We start from the raw sequence: 23,398 nt of genomic DNA, 5'->3' as shown, positions 1-23,398 counted from the left end.
AAGCACGGGGGGCGGAGCCTGGGTCTCGGCTCCGCCTCCGCGTGCAACCGCGCCCATGCGGGCGGTCTGGCTTCGCGGGAGATGTCCCTCGACCCGCTTGCTCCGCGCCACCACGCCTCGTGTTAGATGGCGCCTGCGAGAAGGCGTCTCGCCAGACAAAGGGGCGTATGAAAAGCAGAGCGATGCCGAGGGGGCTCGTGGTCGCAGTCGTGAGTGGTTGGCTGCTGGCTGCTTGTGGGGGAAGTGGGAACGGAACACCTGATGGCTCGACGCAGCCGGACTCCGGGACGGACTCCGGTACGCCGGTGCCAGACTCGGGCACTCCGGACGCGGGAGCACCCGACGCGGGCCTCGCGGACGCGGGGACACCCGACGCGGGGACACCCGACTCGGGGACACCCGACTCGGGGACACCTGACGCGGGCACCCCGGATGCTGGGACTCCGGAGGACACCACGCCTCCCGACGCGCCGACGCTCGTGGGGACCACGCCCGTCTCCCCCGCCAATGACAACGCTCCTCGCATCCTGGCCAGGACCGAGCCCGGCGCGCGCGTGCGCCTCTACACCGTCGCGGGCTGCTCCGGCGCCATCGCCGGCGAGGGCACCGCGGACACCACGGGCCAGGTCTCCATCCCCGTGACGGTGTCCGACGACGCGTGGGTCTCCTTCCACGGGCTGGCCATCGACCTGGCCGGGAACGTCTCCGCGTGCTCGTCCCAGGGAGTGAACTACCGCGAGGACAGCACGCCGCCGACACTCTCGAACCTCCGGCTGTCGCCCTCGGCGGTCGCCAACGACAACGCCCCGCGCCTCATCGGCAGCACGGAGTCGGCGGCCACCGCCCGGCTCTACCTGGACGAGACCTGCTCCGGGACACCGGTCGACACCCAGGTGGCGGACGCAGCCGGCACGTTCTCCCTGCGCATGTCCGTCACGGACGACAGCGTCACGGGCACGTACGTGTCCACCACCGATGCGGCGGGCAACACCTCGGCCTGCACCGTGGGCCCCGTATATCGCGAGGACAGCACGCCGCCCGCGACGCCAGCCCTCGCCACCATCCCCGTCAGCCCCGCCAACCACAACGCGCCGGTCCTCCACGTCACCACCGAGCCGGGAGCCCAGGTGCGCGTCTTCGCGGGCGCGACGTGTGTGGGAGGAGCGCTCGCCTCGCGGACCGCCGACCATCAGGGTCTGGCCACCCTGCCACTCGCCGTGGGCGACAACAGCACGTCGAGCTACGTGGCCCAGGCGACGGACTCGGTCGGGAACGTCTCGGCCTGCTCCGCGGCGCTGACCTTCGTGGAGGACAGCACGGCACCCTCGGAGCTGGCCGCCACGGTGATGGATGGTCTCACCGGACCGGAGCTCGCCTATCAGAACAGCACCACACGCGCGGCGGCGCGCTGGTCCGGCTTCAGCGACGCGGTGGGCATCCAGCGCTACGAGCTCGCCGTGACGTCCACCCCGGCGTGCCCCGGCAACGCGAGCAGCATCCAGGATGTCGGCGCCACGTCGTCCGCGGAGCTCACGGTGCTCACCCTGGCCGAGCAGCGCTATTACAGCTGCGTGCGCGCGGTGGACGCGGCCGGGAACACGTCGGGCTGGAAGAGGTCGGATGGGTTCATCGTGGACGTCACGCCGCCGCGCGTGGTGTCCGCCACGCCCGCCGCGTCCTCGGCCACGGCCGCTCCCTGGACCGTCATCGAGGTGTCGTTCAGCGAGACGACGCTCGACACCACCAGCGTGACACCGGCCTCGTTCCAGCTCACGGCGGACGGCAAGGCGTTGACCGGAAGCGCGGTGACCTGCGCGGCGGGCAAGTGCACGCTCACGCTGAAGCCGGGGCCGGCGTTCGGCGCGCAGGTGGGCGTGGTCCTCGACGGGGTGAAGGACCTCGCTGGCAACGCGATGACCTCTTCACACAGCTGGGGCTACTCGGTCCGCGCGGCCCAGTGGAGCGCCCCCCAGGTCCTCTCGAGCAACCCGAGCGACCACGCGACCGCCGCGGTGCTCACGATGGACGCCTCTGGTGTGGCGACGTCCCTGTACGTCAACGACGGGCTCCGCGCGCGACGACACAAGCCAGGCGCGGCCTGGGAGACGGACCAGGCCGTGGGCGCGGGGAGCCTCTCCACGTCACTTCCCAACCCGGCCGCGCTCACGACCCTGTCCGACGGCACCCCGCTCGCCGTCGTGGAGGCGTGGCCGGAGGGGAGCTCCAGCATCCGCAGGGCCTACAGTGTCCTCGCCTCGGGCGCCGACAGCAGCGTCCAGAGCTGGAGCGTGCCGCAGGTGCTCGGCGAGAACACGGGGCGCAATGCGGTGGCCACCCGCCTGGTGGCGGCACCCAACCAGGCGGCCCTCGCCTCCTGGGTCGAGGAGAGCTCCACGCAGACCTTCCTGTGGGTACAGCCGTACGCCGGGAGCTCGGGCTGGGGAACGCCAGTCCTCGTGCGCACCATGGACAACGCGACCTGGTCCTATCTGTGGGACGGACATGATGTCGGAGTGGACTCGCGTGGCAACGGGGTGCTGGTCTGGTCCGAGCCCACCGGCCCGCTCCAGTACTCGCGCCAGGGCTTCTGGAGCTGGAGCGCGCCGACGCGTGGCGCAAGCATCGGAGGCCGCTATCCGCAAATCGCCCTGAGCGCGGATGGGACGGGCTTCGCCGTCTGGATTCGCACGTACCTCGGCGTGAACCAGCTGTACGCGAACTCCTTCCATGTCAACTCCGGCTTCGACGACCAGTCGGTAACCCTCCACACGCAGGGAACGTCCCTTGGAGAGCCAACGGTGGCCGCGGATGCGGCCGGCAATACATTCGTCGTCTGGAGTCAGTCGGACGCCAACTCCGACGCGGGGCTGTGGTGTGCTCGTTACGTGAAGGGCTCTGGCTGGCAGCCGGCCCAACTGCTCGCATCGGACTACGGCGGGGGCAATGACCTCCACGTCTCCCCCTCGGGCTCGGCCATGGTCGTCTATGGCGTCGACGAGGGAGCGGCCACGGCCGTCTGGGCTCGACGCTTCGTGCCGGGTACGGGCTGGACCGCCCCCCAGCGGCTCGATTTCGCCACCGTGAAGGGCTACCTCGGCTCTCTCGAGGTGGCCACCAGTCCACTCGGAGGCGCGGCCGTCATCTGGACGCGGCGGGACACGGGCGCGGGCATCAACTCCCTGGTCTCGGCCGTCTTCGAGTAGGCGGCGTCCGTGGATTGCCTCCGGCCCCTGGGACTGCTGGGGCCGGAGGTGAAGAGCGAGCGGCTCACCGCAGACGGCGGCACGCCGCGGTCTTCACCGCGAGGTACACACGGGCGCCCGTGCTCACGCCCAGCTCGCGCACGGAGGCCTCGGTGAGCCGCACCACCCAGCGCACGCCTTCGACGTCCACGGTGGCCGCGGCCTCTCCTGCTCCCGCGCTCTCCACACCCACCACCGTGCCCGCGAGCACGTTGCGAGCGGACACTCCGGACAGCACGCCCATGGAGAGCAGGATGTCGCTCGCCGGCACCGCGTAGGCCGCTCGCGCGCCCACCGCCAGCTCCGGCGCGTCCGGCACCCAGAGCCCCAAGCCCTGCGTCACCCGCAGGCGCGTGCCGCCCTCGTCGGGACGCTCCAACACGCCCTCGAGGATGTTCTCCTCACCCTCCGCCTCCGACGCCAGCAGCCCCCGCGCCGACGCTCCCAACACCTGGGACGCCGGCCCCGCCGCACGCACGCGCCCTTCGTCCAGGAGCACCGCCTCCTTCGCCAATACCCGCGCCTCACCCAGTTGGTGCGTCACGTACAACATCGGCACCCGCGCCTCGTCGCGAACGCGCAGCAGATACGGCAGCACCCGCTCCTTCAGCGTCACGTCCAGCGCGGCCAACGGCTCATCGAGCAGCAACAACGCCGGGTCCGTCGCCAACGCTCGCGCCAAGGCCACGCGTTGCTTCTCGCCTCCCGACAGCGTCGCCGGATAGCGATGCAGCAACGGCCCCAGCTCGAGCAACCCCACCGCCTCGTCGAAGCGCGACGGCCTCCCCTTCCGCGCGCCGTAACGCACGTTCTCTTCCGCCGTGAGGTGCGGGAACAACAGCGCGTCCTGCGGCACGTAGCCCATGCGCCGCGCCTCCGGCGGCACCTCCACGCGCGCCCCACTGTCCAACAGCACGCGCCCACCCACGACGACGCGCCCTCGCGCACCGGACCGCAGCCCCGCCAGCACCTCCAACAGCGACGTCTTCCCCGACCCCGAGCGCCCCAGCACCGCCACCGACGCGCCCTCCAGCCGCGCGTCCACCTCCAACACGAAGCGCGCCAGCGGCAATCGAACCGACAGCTCCAGGCTCACGCGCGCACCCGCCGTCCCCGCCACCGCGTCAGCCCTTCCGTGGCGTACACCGCGACGAACGCCAGCAGCGCCGCGATGCCCGCCAGTCGCAGAGCTTCCGCGTCCTGCCCCAGCTGCGTGTACTGGAAGATGGCCAGCGACAACGTCTGCGTGCGCCCCGGGATGTTCCCCGCCACCAGCACCGTCGCGCCGAACTCACCGAGCGCTCGCGAGAACGCCAGCAGCGCGCCCACCACCACCCCGCGCCACGCCAGCGGCAACGTCACCCGGAAGAACGCTCGCGCCCGCGAATCCCCCAACGTGCGCGCCACCGCCACCAACCGGGGGTCCACCTCCTCGAACCCCGAGCGCGCCGAGCGCACGAGCAGCGGGAACGCCATCACCGCGCTCGCCAGCACCACCGCCCCCGGCGTGAACACCACCTCCACGCCCATCGCATCCAACACGCGCCCCAGCGGCCCCTCGCGCCCGAGCAACTCCAACAACACCAACCCCACCGCCGTCGGCGGCAACACCAGCGGCAGCGCCAGCACCGTGTCCACCACGCCCCGCCCCGGCCCTCGCCAGCGCGACAACGCGTAGGCCACCGCCACCCCGGGCGGAAGGATGACCAGCGTGGCCACCGCCGCCACCGTCACCGTGAACCCCACCAACCCCACCGTGTCGGCCGTCACCGCGCCTTCGTCCCCGCGTCGGCCGGGAGCACGACGAAGCCATGGCGCTGGAAGGCCGCTCGCGCGGGCTCCGTCTGGAGGAACTTCACGAAGGCGACGCCGACCTCCGGCGCCTTGCCCTTCACCAGCGCCGCCACCGGGTAGACGATGCGCGGCGCATCCGCCGACGGCACCTCGAACGCCACCCGCACCTTCTTCGACTGCGCCGCGTCCGTCGCGTACACCACCCCCGCGTCCACCCGCCCCGCCTCCACCGCCGCCAGCGCCCCCCGCACGTCCAACGCCGGCACCACCTTCCCCTCCACGTCCTTCCACGCCCCGACCTTCTCCAACCACGCCTTCGCGTACACCCCCGCGGGCACGATGCCCGGGTCCGCCAGCACCAGCCGCTTCAGCCCCTTCAGGTCCTCCGCCCTGCCCGGCGCCACCTTCGCGCCCACCGGCACCACCACCACCAGCCGGTTCGACAGCAGCTCCACCCGCGAGCCACGCCGCACCAGGCCCGCCGCCTGCACGGCCTCCATCCGAGCCACGTCCGCCGACAGGAACGCATCCGCCGGCGCGCCCGCCATCGCCTGGCGGGCCAAATCTCCCGACGAGCCCAGCGCCAGCACCACCGTGTGGCCCGTGGCCTTCGTGAAGGCCGGCCGCAGCTCCTCGAGCACGTCCGTGGTGCTGGCCGCCGCGAAGACGAGCCCCTCCTCCGCCCGCGCCAACAAGGACACGAGGAACAGGGACGTCACGTACAGCCGAAACATGGTACGCACTCCTGCACGCTCCTCTCACCACCGTCGGCGAAGGAGCGCATTGTCCGCACGGCAGCCCACGCCGTGACAACGGGTTGACCCGTGGGGCCATGCCCGCTAAGCCATACTCCGTGTCCCGGAATATCCATTCTAAAGAGGATGAGGACCTGTCGGCGGACGTGCTGAGGCTCCAGCACCTGCTGCTCGCCATGGGCCGGCGCCGTTCGCTCCGCGACCCCATCGCCGCCACGTGCGAGCAGCTCCAGTTCACCGCGCCCCAGGTCCATGCGCTGCTGTGGCTCGGCCAGGACGGCGCGCTCACGATGGGTGAGCTCGCCCGCCGGCTGGGGGTCACCGAGAAGACCGTCACGGGGCTCGTCGACCGGCTGGAGCGCGAGGGACACCTGGTGCGCGAGCGCACCGCCGAGGACCGCCGCGTCGTGCGTTGTCGGCTCACCACCGATGGCCTGCAGACCTACCAGCGGCTCGAGCGCTTCGTGATGCAGGGCATGGGGCAGTTGCTCCACATCCTCGACGCGGGCGACCGCAAGGCGCTCTTCCGCATCCTGGAGAAGCTCCTGCGCCGCATGGACACGCTGGGTGCGGCCGCGGCCACGCCCTCCCGCGAGCGCTCGGCCTGATGTCCCCCGAGCGGGCGAGCAACACCCGCTCTTGCGTGCCGCCAGCAGCGAGGCGCCCCAACTCACTCCCGTGACGTCGCGTGGGCCCGAGGGAGGAACGTGATGAAGGGATGCAGAAGCACGGGAGTCCTGGCCCTGGTCCTGATGCTGTCGGCCTGCCGACGCGGTCAGGAGGAGGCGCCCGCTCCTCCGCCTGCCTCCACCGGGTCCCCGAGCGCTGAGTCCGCGCCCGCGAAGCAGGTCATGCCGCCGGACATGAACGCGGCGCTCGCGTCCGTCGCGCCGCTGGTCGCGTCGGTGCAGCCCGCGGTCGTCAAGGTGGAGGTGCGGGACGCGGCGCCCACCCGTCGCTCGCGTCCGGGCTCGCCGTGGGGTGACGAGGGTCGGGGTGGGACGTTCGGTGGCGCGCTCCCGTTCGGCTCGCCCTTCGAGGACCCTCGTGAAGAGGGGCCACGCCAGGGGCTCGGCTCCGGCTTCGTGGTGGACGCGCGTGGGCTGGTGCTCACCAACAATCATGTGGTGCAGGGCGCCAGGTCCATCCAGGTGCACTTCTCCGACGGGCGACAGCAGGACGCGAAGGTCGTGGGCACGGACCCGCTCACGGACGTGGCGGTGCTCCAGCTCCAGGGGAAGGTGGAGAAGCTGCCCGTGGTGAAGCTGGGCGACTCGGACGCGCTGCGCGTGGGTGACTGGGTGGTGGCCATCGGCAATCCCTTCGGCCTGGACTCGAGCGTCAGCCTGGGCATCGTCTCCGCCAAGGCGCGCGACATCCAGGCAGGCCCCTTCGACGACTTCCTCCAGACGGACGCCGCCATCAACCCGGGCAACTCCGGCGGGCCGCTGTTCAACCTCCAGGGCGAGGTGGTGGGCATCAACACCGCCATCGCGGGCCAGGGCTCCGGCATCGGCTTCGCCGTGCCCAGCACGCTGGTGAAGCAGCTGCTGCCCCAGTTGGAGAAGGAGGGCACCGTCACCCGGGGATGGCTGGGCGTGGCGGTTCAGGACGTGACGCCGGATCTGGGCGCCGCGCTGGGGGTGCCGGTGCGCGATGGCGCGCTCGTCACCGATGTGACCCAGGGCACTCCGGCGGCTGAGGCGGGGCTGCGTCCGGATGACCTCATCGTCGAGGCGGGGGGACGGCCCATCGCCTCGGGACGCGCGCTCACGCGCACCGTGGCGCTGAAGGCGCCGGGCAGCACGCTGCCGCTCACCGTGTATCGCGATGGGAAGAAGACCGAGGTGAACGTGACGCTGGGCACCCGGCCGGACCTGGAGGGCGTGGCCGCGCGACGTCCCGCCGAGGAGCCCGAGGCACCGGCGCATCAACGCGTGGGGCTCACGCTGTCGGACATGGACCCGAGGCTGGCGCGGGCGCAGGAGCTGCCTCGCGCGGGCGCGCTGGTGACGGACGTCGTCCCGGGCTCCAGCGCCGAGCGCGCGGGACTGGTGCCCGGCATGGTGGTGGTGGAGGCGTCGGGTCGGGCCGTGCGCCGCGCCTCGGATCTGGCGCAGGCCCTGCGCGAGGCCGAGCCCGGTGAGTCCGTGCTGCTGCGCGTGGCGATGCCTGGCGGCGACCGCGTGCTGCGCGCGCTCAAGGCGCCGGAGTCGTGACGTCCGCGGGCGCTCGCGCGAGCAGCACGCGTGGGTGCAGCAGCAGGGCGAGGGCCTCGCGCATCGTCCAGTAGCAGCGGTCCACCCAGCTCAGGTTGCGCTCCGTCTGGAGCGCGGGGCTGGTGAGCACCTCGAAGCCGTTGAGTCGGAAGTACTGCCGCGCGCGCAGCAGGTGATACGGGTCCGACACCACCACCACGCGCTTCGCGCCCAGCTCCCGCAGCAGGGCCGACGTCAGGCGTGCGTTGTCATCGGTGGAGTGGCTCTCCTCCTCCAGCACGCACGCCTCCGGGGGCACGCCCAGTCGGGTCGCCAGCGCCAGCATCGCGCGTGCCTCCGAGGGAGGATGCACGCCCACGCCTCCGGAGAACACGAGCCTCGACGCCACGCCGCGCTGGTACAGCGCCACGGCCTGCTCCGTGCGTGCTCTCAGCGCACCGGAAGGGACACCGCCCGCCAGCACCCGCGCGCCCAGCACCACCACCGCATCCGAGGACTCGGCGCGCTCGCGCTGACCGAAGCGGTCCACCCAGAACGCGAGGCCGAACACACCACACGTCGCCACGCCGACGGACACGACGAAGAGTCGGCGGAGACGACCAGGACGGGAGCGCAGCGACGCAGGAGGCACGCGCCGCACACTATCCGCGAGTCGAAGCGTTTACCTCAGGGCTCGAAGCCACCGAGGAACAGCTCCCACGCGCCCTCCAGCCGCCCCGTGCCCAGGTCCACTGGCCCGAGCTGCGTGCCCAACACCGCGCCCGGCCCCTTCGTCGACAGCGACACGAAGTCCCTCACCGCGTCCGCGTCACCGAGTGCCTCCCGAGGGATGCCCCGCGCCCAGTGCACCACGCCATCCACGCGGTCCAGCTTCACCAGGAACAGGTTCATGCGACTGCCGGGAACACCCGCCATGGGGCCGGTGCCCAAATCATCCCCCTCCTCGTACCGACCGACGACGAGCGCTCCCTCCTGCGCGTCCAACGCGAGGCCCGTGCCGATGAAGCCGAAGTCACGCAGCCAGCGCGGCGCGCCCTCCGGGTCGAACGCCGCCACGAACCCCCTGCCGCCTCCACCCTCCACCCCATGGGTCCGCTCCAGGAACGTGAGCGGCGCGGTGAAGCCTCCCGTCACCAGCACCCGCTGCCCCTGCACCGCCACCCCCGTGGCCCGGCCCGAGCGTGTGTCGAGCCGCCGCTCCCACCGCGCCCGCCCTCGCGCATCCAGCTTCACCAGGAACGGCTGCGAGTCCATGGCCCCACGAACACGCGACGCCTGGAGCGCCCCCGCGACGTAGACCTGTCCCTCCGCGTCCACCGCCGCTGACACCGCCTCGCCCTGCCCTTCGTGCGCATACGTCCAGAGCAGCGCGCCCTTCGCTCCCAGCTTCACCGCGGCGGGAACCCGACCCCGCTTCGCATCAAACACAGAGCCCACCAGCACCAGGTTGCCCAACCCATCCACGTCCGCATGCCGAGGAACCAGCGTGTCCGGCACCCCGAGCGACTCCAGGCTCCGCGCCCGGATGAAGACTCCGTCACGCCCCAGCTCCAGCAGGAACCGGCCCGCCGGCAACGGTCCGCTCCCCAGGTCCGCCCCCGCCACGTTGCGCCCCACCACGAAGACTCGCCCGCGAGCGCTCACCCCGAGCACCTCCGCGAACCCCGGCAACGACAGCGACCACTGACGCTCGCCGCCCGTGCCGTAGCGCGCCACCGCGAAGGTCTCCGGTGTCACCGGCCCCGTGCGAGGGTTGAGCAGCGGACCGAAGAAGTCCGCCACCGCGGCGTCCGAGTTGAGCGCCACCACCACCTCGCCCCGCGCGTCGTGCGCGAGCCCCGCGGCCGACTCGCGCCCCGGCCCCGTCAACGGCCGCACCCACCCCGTCGCCCCCGTCGGACGCGGGCCCCGGGTGACACGCTCGACGCTCGAGTCCTTCTCCGGAGCCGGCAGCTCGTGCCGCTCACAGGCCAGGGCGAGCACCACCACCCCCCAGCCCACCCTCCAGCCCCGTCCGCCATGAAGCATCGCGTCGTGCCCCCAAACCACCTGCGCAGGCCCATGAAATTCCGAGGAAGCGTCGGGCAGGGTGGGGACCGGCGGCTGTCCGGTCGAGGGGCCCCCGGGTGCGAGATGACCAGCCGCATCTGGACGCGGGGCCCGCGCGTGGGCTCCAATCCACCGGGTGATGACCCAGGATGAAGTGGCGAAGGCGCTCTCGGACGTGGAGCTGGTGCCGTGCGCGGAGATGGCGCTGGCGGACGCGCGACGTCTGGTGGACGCATGTCTCGAAGCGGACGTCCCGGCGCTGGTGCACCGCGAGGCGTGCGCGAAGCCGGGTTGCAGCCCGAAGTTCCAGGTGCTGGTGCGCCCCGAGGACGGCGTGCGCGTGGCCACGCTGCTCCAGCAGCGCTGGATGGACAGCATCCAGCGCGAGGGCGTGCTGGCACAGGGCGCCGCGCCCTTCGTGCTGCCCGCGTCCGAGGAGGGCGAGCCCCCCTGCCCCGCCTGCGGCACCGTCGCGCCCCTGGTGGAGGGGGCGTGCGCCGACTGTGGTCTTCAGCTCGAGTAGCGACCGGGCGGCGCCTGCGGCGCGAGCCCGAGCACCCTAACCTTCCCGGAGACGACCGGGACGGACTCCCCGAGCGCGGCCCCGCGCGGGGCAGCAGTGGAGGCACACGGATGGAAGTCAAAGGCGTGGCGTTCCTGGCACGGCAGCAGATGACGGTGCAGGCGCACGGTGAGCAGGCGTGGCGGGACTTCCTGGCGGACATCAAGAAACGCGAGCCCGTCTTCTCCCTGCCCATCCTCCCGGTGACGCGCATCCCGGTGGATGCGTTCCTCCGGTTCAACGAGGAGCTGCTCCAGCGCTTCTATGGCGGGGACCAGGGCGTGTGGTGGCAGTTTGGCGTGAAGTCCGCCGAGTACGCGCTGGGACAGGGGCAGCTCAAGGCGATGTTCAGCCCCGGCGACTTCCGCCGCTTCCTCTTCTTCACGCCCGGCATCTGGAAGGGCTACTTCACCGAGGGCGAGATGGAGGTGCTGCCGGGTCAGGGCTACACGGACCTGCACATCTTCAAGGTGCCCAAGCCGCACGTGTACTTCGAGCTGTCGGTGATGGGCTTCGCGGCGGGCGGCCTGACGTTCCTGGGCGCGAAGAACCTGAAGCACGAGGTGCTCAAGGGCTTCACGCGCAAGGACCCGGACGTGCTCTACCGCTTCAACGTGAGCTGAGCGCGGCGGTGGACGCGGACACGTCCAGGCGCAGGTCCGCCACCACCGGGTAGTGGTCGGACGCGTCCACGCGCAGCACGCGGCTGGCCACGGGCGTGAAGGCGTCACACGCCAGCACGTAGTCGATGCGCAGCGTGGGCAGGAACAGGGGCATGGGGTAGGTGCCCCGTGCTCCGCCCGTAGCGGCGACGACGTCCTTCATCTGCCGGCGCAGCAGGCGCAGCGGGTTCGAGTCCGGGTCGTCGTTGAGGTCGCCCATGAGCAGGTGGGGCCGGGTGTCGCGGGCGAGCAGGTTCGCCACGAACGCGCTCTGGCGCAGGCGCGCGCGGGCGTTGAAGGGTCGGCGGATGAGGTGCGTGAGGTAGACGCTCACCTCGCGGCCATCCACGTTCATCACCGCGTGGGCGAGCGTGCGCGGCTCGGCGCCCTGGGGGTTGGGCAGCGGGTATTGCGCGAGCGCCTCGAGCGGGAAGCGGGACAACAGCGCGATGCCGTACGCGCCGCCGTGGAGGTCCGTGGTGCGGAAGTGCGCGCGGTGGGGCAGGCCGGTGAGGCGCGCGAGGGCCTCCACCTGGTCCACGCCGCCGGCGCGGGCCGAGCCGACGTCGACCTCCTGGAGCGCGACGACATCCGGCACGGAGGCGCGGATGACGCGAGCCACGCCGTCGAGGCCGCGGGCGCCGGACTGGATGTTGAAGGTCATCACCCGCAGCGTCCCGGGCTCGCGGTGCACGGCGGCCACGGGGACTTCGGGGGGGAGCAGGCCGGGGCCGGTCGCACACGCGAGCGGCCCCAGCATGAGCAGCATGGGGAGGAGGCGGAGGTGCATGGGGCGAAGGCGCGATGCTACGTCGCGCCGTCGTCCGTTGTCGCCTCGCCCTCCGGGGCCTGTCCGATGGGCAGGCGGGCGGGCTACTCCTCGCGGCGGCGCAGACGCGCGCCGAGCAGCATCAGCGCCGCGCCGAGCAGGGGCGCGCCGCCGGCGGCGGAGCAGCCACCGCTGTCATCATCGCCGCCGCCGTCGCCGCCACCATCGCCGACCTTGACCTTGAGCTGGGTGCCAGCGGACGCGTCACCGGTGTCCTCGCCGTTGCCGTTGGTGGAGTTGCCGGCGCCGAAGAGGGTGAGGGTGGTGCCGGTGGACGGGGCGACGACGCTGAAGGCGAAGCGCACGGAGCCGTCGGTGAAGGGCTTCGGCTGGGAGTGGGTGAGCTCGCCGGAGAGCTTCTTGGAGTCGGAGCCGCCGGCGGTGAGGGTGGCCTCGCCGTCCACGGCGACGTTGTAGCCACCGCGCACGCCGGGGCCGCCGGTGATGACCAGGGTGTAGCTGCCCGTCTGGCCGGGGTTGAGCGTGGCGGGGCCCTCGATGGTCACCGTGGGCGCGGTGCCCGAGCGCGAGTGGCAGCCGGAGGAGCAGGTCTGCCCGCTCTTGCCGCTGTAGTTGCTCTGGCCGGTGGCGTAGGCGAAGGCGGAGCCGGAGACGAGGCACGCGGCCAGGACGCCGGCGACCTTGAGGGACGGAAGGAACGACTGCATGAAGCCTCCAGGTTGAGGAACCCGAGAAGGAAGGGGGAGACCTTCATACCGCGACGCGGCAACGCTTCCCAGCACTCGCCCGGGAGGGCCCACGTGACGGTTTCGTCGAGGGTTTCGCTCCCGCGCGAGGACTCCAGTCACTCGGTATCAGAGGTCCCGGCCGACACCTCGTAAGGGTGCGCAAGCCACTGGCAAGAGGCGGCTCGAACACATGTCTCACGAGGGGTTCGCGAGGCCGCGGGTGATGGACTCACCGCCCTCCTCGCACCCAGCGGACGTGCCCCGCGTGCCCGTCAGGGTGACACACGGGGGAGGTCCGGAGCGACGGGGCCGTTGATTTCTGGGTGGCCCCATCGTAGGCAACCGTCCTCTTTCCACGACTTTAGAAGGGTGCTCCGCACATGGCCGAGAAGCTCACGCCCCGCGAGAAGGGCTTTTCCGAGTGGTACGTCGACGTGGTCCAGAAGGCGAAGCTCGCCGACTACTCGGACGTGAAGGGCTGCATGGTCATCCGGCCCAACGGCTACGCCATCTGGGAGAACATGCAGCGCGTCCTGGACAAGATGTTCAAGGACCTGGGCCACAAGAACGCCTACTTCCCGCTGCTCATCCCCGAGAGCTACCTCAAGAAGGAGGCCGAGCACGTCGAGGGCTTCAACCCCCAGCTCGCCGTCGTCACCCACGCGGGCGGCGCCAAGCTCGAGGAGCCCTACGTCATCCGGCCCACCTCCGAGACCATCATCAACCGCAGCTTCGCCAAGTGGATCCAGAGCTACCGCGACCTCCCCCTGCTGCTCAACCAGTGGGCCAACGTCATGCGCTGGGAGATGCGCACCCGCCTGTTCCTGCGCACCACCGAGTTCCTCTGGCAGGAAGGCCACACCTGTCATGAGACCGAGGAGGACGCGGAGAAGGAGACCCTCCAGATGCTGGAGGTCTACCGGACCTTCGCCGAGGACTACATGGCCATGCCCGTCATGACAGGCCGCAAGTCCGAGTCCGAGCGCTTCGCCGGCGCCCTGCGCACCTACAGCATCGAAGCCATGATGCAGGACAAGAAGGCCCTGCAGGCCGGCACCAGCCACAACCTGGGCCAGAACTTCGCCAAGGCCTTCGAGACCAAGTTCCAGGGCCGCGACGGCCGCGAGCACTTCGTCTGGCAGACGTCCTGGGGCGTCTCCACGCGCCTCATCGGCGGCCTCATCATGACCCACTCGGATGACTCGGGTCTCATCGTCCCGCCGAAGCTCGCCTCCAACCACGTCGTCATCATCCCCATCTTCGGCAAGGCCACCGACGCGGAGAAGGCCCAGGTCCTGGAGAAGAGCCACGGACTCGCCGCCGACCTGCGCAAGGCGGGCCTGGGCGTCGTGGTGGACGACGACGACAGCAAGGGCCCGGGCTTCAAGTACTTCGAGCACGAGCTCACCGGCACCTGCGTGCGCATCGAAATCGGGCCCAAGGACCTGGCCAAGGGCACCTGCGTCATGGTGCGCCGCGACCTGAAGGTGAAGGAGTTCATCCCGCTCGGCGAGGCCGCCGCCAAGGCCCAGTCCATGCTGGACAGCATGCAGAAGGACCTGTTCCAGAAGGCCAAGGACTTCCGCGAGGCGCACACCTTCGAGGTCAACTCCTACGAGGAGATGAAGGAGAAGGCGGACGCGGGCTTCCTGCTCGCCCACTGGAACCTGGACCCCAAGGTGGAGGCGCGCATCAAGGAGGAGACCGGCCTGACCACGCGCAACCGGCCCTTCGCCCTCAAGCAGGAGCCGGGCAAGTGCATCGTCACCGGTGAGGACTCGCCGGGCCGCATCGTGTTCTCCAAGGCGTACTGAGCCGTCCCTTGTAGACACCGAGGGCCGTGGGAGGAGCCGTGTCGCTCCCCTCGCGGCCCTCGCGCTTTCTCAGCCCACCTCGCGCAGCGCCCGCCGTCCCGGGACGAACGTCGCCACCGGCTCCGTCTTGCCCGCGACGGGCAGCGTCGTGGCCGGCTCGAACGACAGCGAGGGGTCCGCCTCGCACGCGCGGCACGTGGCCTCCGACACCAGCATGGGCACGCCGACCTTCTTCGTCAGGCCCTCGATGCGGCTGGCCAGGTTCACCGCGTCGCCAATCACCGTGTACTCGCGCCGCTGCGCGCTGCCCACGTCCCCCACCACCACGCGCCCGGTGTGGATGCCGATGCCGATGCGCAGCGGCTCCTCTCCGCGCGCCACGCGCTCGGCGTTGAGCGTCTCCAGCGCCTCCAGCATCGCCAGTCCACACGCCACCGCGGAGCGCGGGTGCCCGGGCAAATCCAGCGGCGCGCCGAAGTACGCGAGGATGCCGTCGCCGATGAACTTGTCGAGCGTCCCGCCGTGGCGGAACACCACGTCCACCATGCGCGACAGGTACTCGTTGAGCAGCGCCACCACCTGGGGGCTCTCCATGCGCTCGGACATGGAGGTGAAGCCGCGGATGTCGGAGAACAGCAGCGTCACCTCGCGGTGCTCACCGCCCCCGGCCTCGGAGCCGTGCTGGGCAATCTGCCGCGCGACCTCCGGCGAGAAGTAGCGCCCCAGCCGCTCCAGGCGCATCTCCTCGCGCGCCACCTGCGTCACCAGCCCCAGCACCTGCCGGCCGATGAAGGACGCGGCCGCCGCGCCCAAGGACAGCACCAGCACCAGCCCCGGCAGGAACGCCTCCCACGCGAGGCCCGCCTGGAACACCAGCGCGGCCTCCAGGCCGATGGCGAGCGCGGTGGCCAGCACGACGATGACGGGCGAGAGCGTCACCAGCGACACGAGCACCACCAGCACGATGTACACGCCCAACGTCAGCAGTGAAATCGGCACCGCGTTGTCGTTGTCCACCGCGCCGATGGCAAGCGACTGGAGGACGAAGATGGCGGGCATGTCCAGGAACGCGAGCCCGAGCGCCGGACGGCGTCCCAGCGAGGGCCACCTGCGCGCGCCGGCCCACAGCGCCACGGCCAGCACCAGGTAGGCGACGAGCACGGAGGGCGGCACGCGCCACTCGAGCTGGAGCGCCATCCCCAGCCAGCACACCACGCCGACGGCGCGGACACGGTTGAGCCACTCGCCGACCTGCGCGCGCCACCCGGCCAACCTCCGCCGCAGCGTATCCTCGACCTGGGAGAGCCTCCGCATGCCCCTGTCACGCTAGCCCACCCTCCCCTCGCCCCTCCAGGGAGGTCCGAGACACGAGCCTGGGTCCTCGCGGACGGCTATCCTCGCGGGCCGGAGACATCCATGGCGAGCATCGGTCACGTGGCGGTGGGGCTGGCGTTGGGGAGGTACGAAGCGAACGGCAGGGCGACGAGGCGGCTGCTCGCCTCCATGGCGCTGTTCTCCGCGCTGGCGCTCTTGCCCGACGCGGACGTGGTGGCCTTCGTGTTCCGCATCCCCTACTCGGCGCCCTGGGGACACCGCGGCGCGTCGCACTCGTTCGCCTTCGCCGCGGGCATCGCGCTGCTGGTGGCCCTGGTGGCGAGGTGGCGAGGCGCCTCCGCCACGAGATGGGGAGGGCTCGCGTTCCTCGCGGTGGCGAGCCACGGGCTCCTGGACGCGCTCACCGACGGCGGGCTGGGCGCGGCGCTCCTGTGGCCCTTCTCCAACGCGCGCATGTTCGCGCCCGTGCGTCCGCTGCCCGTGTCCCCCATCGGCGCGGGCATGCTGTCGCCGCGAGGGATGTACGTCGTCGGCGCGGAGCTGCTCGCGTTCATCCCCCTCTGGGCCTATGCGCTCTGGCCGCGCCGGTCCGCGAGGAGGAGCTGAGCCATGCGACTGTTCACCGCCGTCACGCTGGGCGATGTCATCGAGGCGCGCGCCGCCGGGGAGCTGTCGCGACTGCGCGCGCTGGCGCCCACGGCCCGCTTCGTGCGCGCCGAGGGGGTGCACCTCACGTTGGTGTTCCTGGGGGAGGTGGAGTCCTCGCGGCTGCCCGCCATCCGTGAGGCCCTCGCGTCGGTGGGCCCGCGCCACGCGCCGTTCACCTTGTCCGTGGGAGGCGGCGGCACGTTCGGCACGCCGTCACATCCGCGCGTGCTCTGGTCCCACGTGCGCGGAGACGTCGAGGCGCTCGAGGCGCTGCAGACGGACACGGCCGCACAGCTGCTCCCGCTCGGCTTCGAGCCCGAGCACCGCGACTACGCGCCCCACCTGACGCTGGCCCGGGCCAAGGCGCCCAGGGGCGACCCCGCGCTGCTCGCGTGCGCGCAGGCCCTGGCGAGCGTCGAGCTGGGCGAGGGGCGCGTGGACCGGCTCGTGTTGTTCGAGAGCCGAGGGCCCGACTACGTCCCCGTGGTGGAGGTGCCGCTCACGCGCGCGAGCTGATGGCGCGTGGTCGCGCCCCGCTCCAACGCGGTGCCAGCTCACCCGCTCACGCGCGGACTGATGGCGTGTGCCACAAACGAGCCCACACACCGCGCCAACGCGGTGCCAGCTCACCCGCTCACGCGCGGACTGATGGCGCGTGCCCCAGACGAGCCCACGCACCGCGCCGACGCTGCGCCCACTCGTCCGAGCCCACGCACCGCGCCGACGCGGCGCCCACTCGTCCGAGCCACGACGAGGGCAGACTCCCACGGTGTCAGGACGACCTCCCCCGGACGCGCGCTGGCACCACCCCTGCAATCCACCCAGCCGAGCGCACGCAAGCGCCGGAAAGGACGGGCACATGCGGTGGATGATGGGGTGGGCGCTGTGGCTGTGGGGACTCAGCGCGGTCGCGGCGCCACGCGATGCGCTGGAGGCGAAGCTGCGGACGGGGGACATCGTCCTGCACACCTCGCGCTCGCGGCAGTCGCAGGCCATCCAGGTGGCCACGCACAGCCCGCTGTCCCACGTGGGCCTGGTGGAGGTCACCGAAAAGGGCGCCTTCGTGGTGGAGGCCGTGCAGCCCGTGCAGCGCGTCCCCTTCGCGAAGTGGAAGGCGCGCGGCGTGAAGGACCGCATCCTGGTGCTGCGCGCGGAGGACGTCGACGCGAAGACGAAGCAGCGCGTGCTCGCGGCGGCCAAGGCCCATCTGGGCAAGCCGTACGACTGGCGCTTCGAGTGGGGCGACGACGCGATGTACTGCTCGGAGCTGGTGCGCAAGGCGTACGCCCAGGGCGCGGGCGTGGAGTACGGCGAGCTGGAGACGCTGGGCTCGCTCGATGTCGAGGGCCTGCGCAAACAGATGCGTGAGCGCTACGGCGCCAAGGTGCCCCTCGAGCTGACCCTGATAACGCCGGCGAGCCTGGCCCGGGATACCCGCCTGTCTGTGGTTCACTCGGATTTTCCGGAAGTGCCGTAGCAGGGCCTTCCGCATATCCGGGGTGTATTCAACCCCGTCACGCGAACGCGTGAGACAGGGCCCGGAGCAGGTAGACTCCGTCTCATGAGACGCCTCCTGCTCGTACTCCCCTTGGTCCTCATCGTCGGCTGCAAGAAGGACGTCACCCAGGGCGCGGTGAAGGTCACGGTGAACTACACCCGTTTCCTGCCCGGCTGCCTGCGCGTGCAAGCGCGCGACGTGGAGAGCGGCAAGGAGCTCACCCAGGACGTGACGGAGGTGCGCGGGACGCGGGCCCAGGGCGGCACGATGACGGTGGGCGTGGCGCCTCCGACGGACTGGGGAAAGACGGTGGAGGTGCGCGCCACGGCCTTCGAGCAGGCCTGCGTGGGTGACGGCGTGGTCACCGACTCGCAGCGCGTGACGCTGGTGATGGATGCCATCCAGGACACCACGCTGACGTTGCAGGCGGTGGACGCGGACCAGGACGGCTATGTCGACGTGAGCAGCAACGGCACCGACTGTCGGGACGACGTGGCCGACATCAACCCGGGCGTCGAGGAGCGGTGCAACGACCGGGACGACAACTGCGACGGCGTCGGTGACGCGGAGCACTTCCAGCTGGGCGCGAGCTGCTCGACGTCGGATGACTGTCACGGTGTCTACCGCTGCGACCTGACGGACTTCGTCCAGTACTGTGAGACGCCACCGAGCCGCAGCGTGTATCCGGACAACGACAGGGACGGTCACGGACAGCTGGGCTCCGAGCCGCTCCTCGTCTGCAACGCCACGCCCGAGGGCTACACGTCGGGGCCGCCGGACGACTGCAACGACAACGCCTTCAGCGTGCACCCGGGCAGCCAGGACCGCTGCGACGGCGAGGACACCAACTGCGACGGCCGGCTGGACGAGGACTTCCCTCAGCTCACCCAGGCGTGCACGGACGCGTTCCAGTGCGCGGGCGCGCATGCCTGCGCGGAGGACAAGCTGGGGGTCACCTGTGTGTCCACGGTGACGCCGACGGCCTGGTACCCGGACGAGGACGGCGATGGCTTCGGCGCGGCCTCCGGAGAGGTGCGCTCCTGCGTGAAGCCCGCGGGCGTCTGGGTCACCAACAACACGGACTGCAACGACGGCAACGCGCGCACGTATCCGGGCGCTCCGGAGATTTGCGACGGGCTGGACAACGACTGCGATGATCAGCCCGAGAACGCGCAGGCGGTGTGCCCGGGTGGCGCGGCTCCGGCATGGAGCAGCCGGACCGTCACCAGTGGAGGACAGAAGCACTGGTACTCCGCCTCCTCGTGGACGAAGGGCGGCGTGTGGGTGGGCGGCCACGACGACCGGCTCGCGAAGCTGGTGCCGAGCGCCACCAACTTCTCCGTCACCTCGGACACGGGCTGCGGCGCGTCCGACACGCAGTGGCGCGCCGTCTGGGCCGACCCTGGCAACAATGGCCGGGTGTGGCTCGGCTCAGAGGGCGGCAAGAAGGCGCACCAGGACGTCAACGCCTCGGGTTGCACCCAGGTGTCGGACGATGACAAGTGGATCTTCGGCCTGACGGGCGTGAGGAACGGCGGGGTGCTCACGATTCACGGCGCCGCGTCGCCCAATGACACCGACTCAGCGACGACGGGCCAGGCTTTCGCATGGGATGGCGGCGGCACGCTCGACTACAATGCCGCCAACAACCCGCTCCCCAAGGTCGAGGACGTGCATGGCATCTCCCATGCGCACCTGCTGCTGGTGGGCGGGCAGTCGGGGGGCCCGCGGGTCTTCCGGTTCAACCCGGGCAACAGCCGCTGGGAGTCGGAGAACGCCGAGCAGGACACGATTGGAGCCCAGCGCCTGCGAGGCGTCTGGGTGGTCAACGAGCGGGTGGCCTTCGCCGTGGGCGACGGTGGAACGGTGTTGAGGAAGGTCAACGGCACGACGTGGACCCGGCAGACCTTCCCCAACAACCATCAACTGACGTCTGTCATCGCCTTCGGCGCTGGCTCGGCGTACGCCACCTGCGCCAACCAGCACATCTACCGGTACGACGGGCAGTCGTGGACGAATGTCTACTCGGGAGACAGGCGCTACAACGACATCACCGGAACGGGTCCCGATGACCTGTGGGTGGTCGGCAACGACGGGCGCATCGTCCGCTGGCCGGCGTGGCCGTAGCCGCTCGAGTCACCCGCCCCGTCGCGCCACCACGAAGCGGCGGGTGAAAAGGAACGGAGTGCCCCGCGCATGCGCGGGGTACGCCTGACGCAGCCGGGGCCGCAGCTCCTCCACGAAGGCCTGGCCCTCCTCGCCCCCCAGCGCCGCCAGCACGGGGCGCAGCGTCGTGCCCAGCAGCCACTGGAGCACCGCGTCCTCGCCCGGCAGCAGGTGCAGGTACGTGGTCTCCCACGCGTCCACGGACAGGCCCAGGTCGGAGAGCAGGGACTCATAGCGCTCCAGCGTCTCCACGGGCCTGCGTCGCACGGGCGCGAGCTTCGCGGCGAAGCGCGGCAGGCCGCGCACCTCGTCGACGAGCCGATGTGAGGGCGCCTCGAAGTTGGCGGGGACCTGGAAGGCCAGCACGGCGCTCGGGGCCAGCTTCGCCACCAGGCGCCCCATCAACGTCGCGTGGTCCGGCAGCCAGTGCAGCGCCGCGTTCGACACGAGCACGTCCAGCGGCTGCTCCGGACTCCAGTCCGCCAGATCCCCCACCTTGAAGCGCACGGTGGCCGAGGCCGGGCGGCGGCGCGCCTCCTCGACCATCTCCACCGAGGAGTCCACGCCCACCACCCGGGCCCGGGGCCAGCGCTCGGACAGCACGCGCGTGAGGTCCCCCGTCCCGCAGCCCAGGTCCGCCACGTGCGAGGGGGACTGCGCGTCCACGCGCGACAGCAGCTCGAAGAACGGGCGCTTCCGCTCGTCACGGAAGCGCGTGTACTGCGTCGGGTCCCACATGCCTGTCCTCCCGGTGACGCGCCCACGTCACGCACCGGAGGATGTAACCCACGACGTGGGCCCGTGCTCGCACACCGATGTGCACCGTGAGGTGGAGCACTCGGGCCCCACCTCACGCCTCACGCTCAGCGTCGGATGCGCAGCACCTGGAAGCCCGTCCCCGCGCTCCCGAAGCCGCTCACGTTCTCCATCCGCACCACCAGGTCCCCGGAGGGCAGCACGCCCCACACGTCGGCGCGCGCCAGGTCCGCGCCACCCAGCCGCTCATACCGCCGCGCCTCGCTCCACGTCGCCCCATCGCCGCTGGTGAACAGCCGCACGAAGACATCCCCCGCCGCGTGCACGTCCCCGGCGCTGGACCACGCCGTGCCCAGCACCCAGCCACCGCCGGGCGCCGCCGCCAGCGAGTACGCCGGCCCCGGCAACTCGAACACCGTGCTCACCTGCCCCGTGCGCGACACCCGCAGCAGCTTCGGATGCTCGGGCTCGAAGAGCGTCGACTGGCCGAGCAGCAGCGTGCCGTCCGCCAGCACCCCGCCCGCCACGCCGTTGGCCGCGTAGCCCTGCAGCATCGACGTCCACGTCCGCCCGCCATCCGTCGAGCGCAGCACCGCCGCCTGCGTCTTGTTGCTGCCCATCATCGCCCACAGCGCGCCCGTCGCCGGGTCCGCCACCAGCGCATGGCCATGCCGGTGCGCCGTCAGCGTGGAGCGCACACTCCAGCTCGCCCCGCTGTCCGTGCTCGCCCACAGCCGCACCGGCACCGCGGACGAGGTGAACGTCTGGTACTCGAGGAAGAACCAGGTGTTCCCGAGCTGCGCGAAGCTGCGCGGCCCCATCGCCCGGTAGCTGCCCAGGCCCACCTCGTCCCGCCACGTGCGCCCGCCGTCCGTCGAGCGCTTCAGGAAGTACGCGCCGCTGTGACTCACCACCGCCAGCAGCGTCCCGTTCGACATCGCCGCCATCGTCCACAGGTTGCCGCTGTCCTGGCTCCGCGCGGAGAAGCTCACGCCCCCATCCGTGCTCGCCATCAGCCGCGAGCGCTCGCCCCCCACCGCGAGCCCGTACAGCGTGCCGGCCCCATCCACCGCGAGCAGCTCGTGACTGGAGGAGGAGCGCACCACGTCGAGCGAGAACGGCCCCTCCCCCGGCGGCTCCTCGTCCCGCACCCACGCCACCCGCGACACCGTGCCCCGCGAGCTCGCGTCCGGCGCCTCGCCATACAGGCACGGCACCTCCGCGCTGTCCGAGGGCAGCACGTCCACCGCGTTGGGGTAGCCCTTGAACGTCGCGTCCCCATCCAACGTCACCGCGCTGCCCAGCGTGCCCTCCGGCGAGAGCACCCTCGCGCGCAGCTCGTAGTGCGCGTTGAGCACGCGCATGCGGTTGTAGAAGATGTAGAGCGAGTCCCCCACGCGGGTGACGGCGGCCTGGATCGCCCAGTCCGACGTGCCCTCCACCAGCGTGCGCGGACCGAAGGACGTCCCGTCGAAGCGCCGGTGGTACAGCCGCTCCTGCTCGTCCTTGTAGACCAGGTGCATGCCGCCCCGGCCGTCCGCCACCGCGCTCAGCGCCGCGCCATGGTAGATGCCGTCGGAGAACGCCTCGCGCACGGGCGCCCAGGTGCCCGTCGGGTCCTCGTCGTCACGCACGCGCATCCGCGTGGGCACGAAGCCGTCATGCATGGCGTAGACGAAGACCAGCCGCGTCCCCACGCTCAGCAGCCGTCCTCCGCCGCGCCTTCTCACCTTGTCCAGCGCCTGGTGCCCACCGAAGCTCTGCCCCCCGTCCGTGGACACCGCCACCACCGCCGTGGAGCCGCCGTCCGACTCCAGCCGGAAGGCCTGCACCCACAGCCGCCCCTTCGAGTCCCGCGCGAGCAGCGCCCGCGAGTAACCCGTGCTCGCGTCCGCGTTCATCACCCGCACCGCCGGCTCCGGCGTCCACGTGTCCGCGCCGGACTGGTAGCGCCACCACTGGAACCAGACGTCATGCCGGCTGGAGGGCTCCAGCTGTGGCCCCTCGTAGGAATACACGAGCGCCACGTCCCGCCCCACCGCGAGCAGCTCCGCCCGGTCCGCGTGCGTGGCATCCGACTGGATGTCGCCCACCCGCCGCACCGTGCGCAGCGCGTCCTCGGAGCGGTAGAGCACCAGCCCCTTGGACTCCACGTTGCCGTGCTGGATGGCCACCAGCAGGCTCGCGGGACGACCACTGCCTGTCTCGACTCGAACGATGTGGCGCTGCGCCGGGAGCGTGAGGGCATTGCCCCCGCTCACCGGTACCAACGCCGTCCCGCCCGCCGCGAGCACCGCGGCGAGCAAGGCCCCTGCAAGCCCTGTCATGAATCCCCTCCCCGGACATCCGAGGAGAGAATGTGGGCGAGCACCTACCGAGG

20 protein-coding genes are annotated in these 23,398 nt (G+C 71.5%); 10 read left to right on the top strand and 10 right to left on the bottom strand.

The genetic code is table 11. The annotated features are described in order from the left end of the window. The first annotated feature begins 197 nt into the window (after window positions 1-197). Complete coding sequence (locus tag K8640_RS43325; RefSeq protein WP_370640427.1) at window positions 198-3,203, top strand: Ig-like domain-containing protein; 3,006 nt, start codon at window positions 198-200, stop codon at window positions 3,201-3,203. A 64-nt stretch (window positions 3,204-3,267) separates the two neighbouring features. Here the strand turns inward: K8640_RS43325 and modC are convergent, their stop codons facing one another. The 3 genes from modC to modA are packed head-to-tail and all read right to left on the bottom strand — an operon-like array spanning window position 3,268 to window position 5,770. Then, the gene (gene modC / locus K8640_RS33225) at window positions 3,268-4,338 is read right to left on the bottom strand and encodes a molybdenum ABC transporter ATP-binding protein (RefSeq protein ID WP_223750739.1); all 1,071 of its coding nucleotides are present in this window, start codon (window positions 4,336-4,338) and stop codon (window positions 3,268-3,270) included. After that, window positions 4,335-5,012, bottom strand: a complete 678-nt coding sequence (gene modB / locus K8640_RS33220; protein ID WP_223750738.1) for a molybdate ABC transporter permease subunit — start codon at window positions 5,010-5,012, stop codon at window positions 4,335-4,337. The genes modC and modB overlap by 4 nt, the downstream gene beginning before the upstream one ends. Then, window positions 5,009-5,770, bottom strand: a complete 762-nt coding sequence (gene modA / locus K8640_RS33215; protein WP_223750737.1) for a molybdate ABC transporter substrate-binding protein — start codon at window positions 5,768-5,770, stop codon at window positions 5,009-5,011. The genes modB and modA overlap by 4 nt, the downstream gene beginning before the upstream one ends. Window positions 5,771-5,889: 119 nt before the next feature. Between modA and K8640_RS33210 the strand changes: the two genes are divergently transcribed. After that, window positions 5,890-6,399, top strand: a complete 510-nt coding sequence (locus tag K8640_RS33210) for a MarR family winged helix-turn-helix transcriptional regulator (RefSeq protein ID WP_141333126.1) — start codon at window positions 5,890-5,892, stop codon at window positions 6,397-6,399. A gap of 102 nt (window positions 6,400-6,501) precedes the next feature. Next, window positions 6,502-8,010: a trypsin-like peptidase domain-containing protein gene (locus K8640_RS33205; RefSeq protein WP_223750736.1), complete on the top strand. Its 1,509-nt coding sequence runs from the start codon at window positions 6,502-6,504 to the stop codon at window positions 8,008-8,010. Here K8640_RS33205 and K8640_RS33200 read toward each other — a convergent pair. Together K8640_RS33200 and K8640_RS33195 are read right to left on the bottom strand one after the other, a co-directional pair. Then, the gene (locus tag K8640_RS33200) at window positions 7,991-8,641 is read right to left on the bottom strand and encodes a YdcF family protein (protein WP_223750735.1); all 651 of its coding nucleotides are present in this window, start codon (window positions 8,639-8,641) and stop codon (window positions 7,991-7,993) included. The genes K8640_RS33205 and K8640_RS33200 overlap by 20 nt on opposite strands. A 35-nt stretch (window positions 8,642-8,676) precedes the next feature. Continuing rightward, entirely contained in the window at window positions 8,677-10,038 is a 1,362-nt protein-coding gene (locus K8640_RS33195) for a hypothetical protein (protein WP_223750734.1), read from the bottom strand. 160 nt (window positions 10,039-10,198) lie between these two features. On the opposite strand from K8640_RS33195, the gene K8640_RS33190 reads away from it, so the two are divergent. Then, on the top strand, window positions 10,199-10,582 hold the full coding sequence (locus K8640_RS33190) for a hypothetical protein (protein ID WP_194869560.1): 384 nt from the start codon (window positions 10,199-10,201) through the stop codon (window positions 10,580-10,582). A 110-nt stretch (window positions 10,583-10,692) separates the two neighbouring features. Beyond that, window positions 10,693-11,244: a hypothetical protein gene (locus K8640_RS33185; RefSeq protein WP_223750733.1), complete on the top strand. Its 552-nt coding sequence runs from the start codon at window positions 10,693-10,695 to the stop codon at window positions 11,242-11,244. On the opposite strand, the gene K8640_RS33180 is transcribed toward K8640_RS33185, so the two are convergent. Together K8640_RS33180 and K8640_RS33175 are read right to left on the bottom strand one after the other, a co-directional pair. After that, a complete protein-coding gene (locus K8640_RS33180; protein ID WP_223750732.1) occupies window positions 11,231-12,073 on the bottom strand; it encodes an endonuclease/exonuclease/phosphatase family protein in 843 nt (280 codons plus the stop codon). The two genes, K8640_RS33185 and K8640_RS33180, sit on opposite strands and share 14 nt — an antisense overlap. 83 nt (window positions 12,074-12,156) lie before the next feature. Further along, entirely contained in the window at window positions 12,157-12,780 is a 624-nt protein-coding gene (locus K8640_RS33175) for an MXAN_6652 family MXYO-CTERM-anchored protein (protein ID WP_223750731.1), read from the bottom strand. A gap of 401 nt (window positions 12,781-13,181) precedes the next feature. On the opposite strand from K8640_RS33175, the gene proS reads away from it, so the two are divergent. Further along, complete coding sequence (gene proS, locus K8640_RS33170) at window positions 13,182-14,615, top strand: proline--tRNA ligase (protein WP_223750730.1); 1,434 nt, start codon at window positions 13,182-13,184, stop codon at window positions 14,613-14,615. A 69-nt stretch (window positions 14,616-14,684) separates the two neighbouring features. Here proS and K8640_RS33165 read toward each other — a convergent pair whose 3' ends face one another. Next, the gene (locus tag K8640_RS33165; RefSeq protein WP_223750729.1) at window positions 14,685-15,929 is read right to left on the bottom strand and encodes an adenylate/guanylate cyclase domain-containing protein; all 1,245 of its coding nucleotides are present in this window, start codon (window positions 15,927-15,929) and stop codon (window positions 14,685-14,687) included. A 102-nt stretch (window positions 15,930-16,031) separates the two neighbouring features. Here K8640_RS33165 and K8640_RS33160 point away from each other — a divergent pair, with 102 nt between their 5' ends. From K8640_RS33160 to K8640_RS33145, 4 genes are all read left to right on the top strand, one after another. Next, window positions 16,032-16,556, top strand: coding sequence for a metal-dependent hydrolase (locus K8640_RS33160; protein WP_223750728.1), 525 nt, complete (start codon window positions 16,032-16,034; stop codon window positions 16,554-16,556). 3 nt (window positions 16,557-16,559) lie between these two features. Continuing rightward, window positions 16,560-17,114: an RNA 2',3'-cyclic phosphodiesterase gene (thpR, locus tag K8640_RS33155; protein ID WP_223750727.1), complete on the top strand. Its 555-nt coding sequence runs from the start codon at window positions 16,560-16,562 to the stop codon at window positions 17,112-17,114. Window positions 17,115-17,457: 343 nt separating this feature from the next. Further along, window positions 17,458-18,075: a YiiX family permuted papain-like enzyme gene (locus K8640_RS33150; RefSeq protein ID WP_223750726.1), complete on the top strand. Its 618-nt coding sequence runs from the start codon at window positions 17,458-17,460 to the stop codon at window positions 18,073-18,075. 84 nt (window positions 18,076-18,159) lie between these two features. Then, window positions 18,160-20,223 carry a putative metal-binding motif-containing protein gene (locus K8640_RS33145; protein ID WP_223750725.1) on the top strand — a complete coding sequence of 688 codons (2,064 nt, stop codon included), beginning with the start codon at window positions 18,160-18,162 and terminating at the stop codon, window positions 20,221-20,223. Window positions 20,224-20,232: 9 nt separating this feature from the next. On the opposite strand, the gene K8640_RS33140 is transcribed toward K8640_RS33145, so the two are convergent. Next, window positions 20,233-21,000 carry a methyltransferase domain-containing protein gene (locus K8640_RS33140; RefSeq protein WP_223750724.1) on the bottom strand — a complete coding sequence of 256 codons (768 nt, stop codon included), beginning with the start codon at window positions 20,998-21,000 and terminating at the stop codon, window positions 20,233-20,235. 125 nt (window positions 21,001-21,125) lie between these two features. Continuing rightward, window positions 21,126-23,345 (bottom strand): sialidase family protein, encoded by a 2,220-nt coding sequence (locus tag K8640_RS33135; RefSeq protein WP_223750723.1) that lies wholly within the window; start codon window positions 23,343-23,345, stop codon window positions 21,126-21,128. Window positions 23,346-23,398: the final 53 nt, after the last annotated feature.

This window comes from Myxococcus sp. XM-1-1-1, from assembly GCF_020037095.1.
Taxonomy (GTDB): domain Bacteria; phylum Myxococcota; class Myxococcia; order Myxococcales; family Myxococcaceae; genus Myxococcus; species Myxococcus fulvus.
Note: the sequence above shows the minus strand (reverse complement) of the source record. Positions and strands in the feature narration are given on the sequence as shown.

Coding starts and splice junctions, on each gene's coding strand:
- modA (WP_223750737.1), bottom strand. CDS start 5,770: ATGTTTCGGCTGTACGTGACGTCCCTGTTCCTCGTGTCCTTGTTGGCG.
- K8640_RS33205 (WP_223750736.1), top strand. CDS start 6,502: ATGAAGGGATGCAGAAGCACGGGAGTCCTGGCCCTGGTCCTGATGCTG.
- K8640_RS33195 (WP_223750734.1), bottom strand. CDS start 10,038: ATGCTTCATGGCGGACGGGGCTGGAGGGTGGGCTGGGGGGTGGTGGTG.
- K8640_RS33190 (WP_194869560.1), top strand. CDS start 10,199: ATGACCCAGGATGAAGTGGCGAAGGCGCTCTCGGACGTGGAGCTGGTG.
- K8640_RS33185 (WP_223750733.1), top strand. CDS start 10,693: ATGGAAGTCAAAGGCGTGGCGTTCCTGGCACGGCAGCAGATGACGGTG.
- K8640_RS33180 (WP_223750732.1), bottom strand. CDS start 12,073: ATGCACCTCCGCCTCCTCCCCATGCTGCTCATGCTGGGGCCGCTCGCG.
- K8640_RS33175 (WP_223750731.1), bottom strand. CDS start 12,780: ATGCAGTCGTTCCTTCCGTCCCTCAAGGTCGCCGGCGTCCTGGCCGCG.
- proS (WP_223750730.1), top strand. CDS start 13,182: ATGGCCGAGAAGCTCACGCCCCGCGAGAAGGGCTTTTCCGAGTGGTAC.
- K8640_RS33165 (WP_223750729.1), bottom strand. CDS start 15,929: ATGCGGAGGCTCTCCCAGGTCGAGGATACGCTGCGGCGGAGGTTGGCC.
- K8640_RS33160 (WP_223750728.1), top strand. CDS start 16,032: ATGGCGAGCATCGGTCACGTGGCGGTGGGGCTGGCGTTGGGGAGGTAC.
- thpR (WP_223750727.1), top strand. CDS start 16,560: ATGCGACTGTTCACCGCCGTCACGCTGGGCGATGTCATCGAGGCGCGC.
- K8640_RS33150 (WP_223750726.1), top strand. CDS start 17,458: ATGCGGTGGATGATGGGGTGGGCGCTGTGGCTGTGGGGACTCAGCGCG.
- K8640_RS33145 (WP_223750725.1), top strand. CDS start 18,160: ATGAGACGCCTCCTGCTCGTACTCCCCTTGGTCCTCATCGTCGGCTGC.
- K8640_RS33140 (WP_223750724.1), bottom strand. CDS start 21,000: ATGTGGGACCCGACGCAGTACACGCGCTTCCGTGACGAGCGGAAGCGC.
- K8640_RS33135 (WP_223750723.1), bottom strand. CDS start 23,345: ATGACAGGGCTTGCAGGGGCCTTGCTCGCCGCGGTGCTCGCGGCGGGC.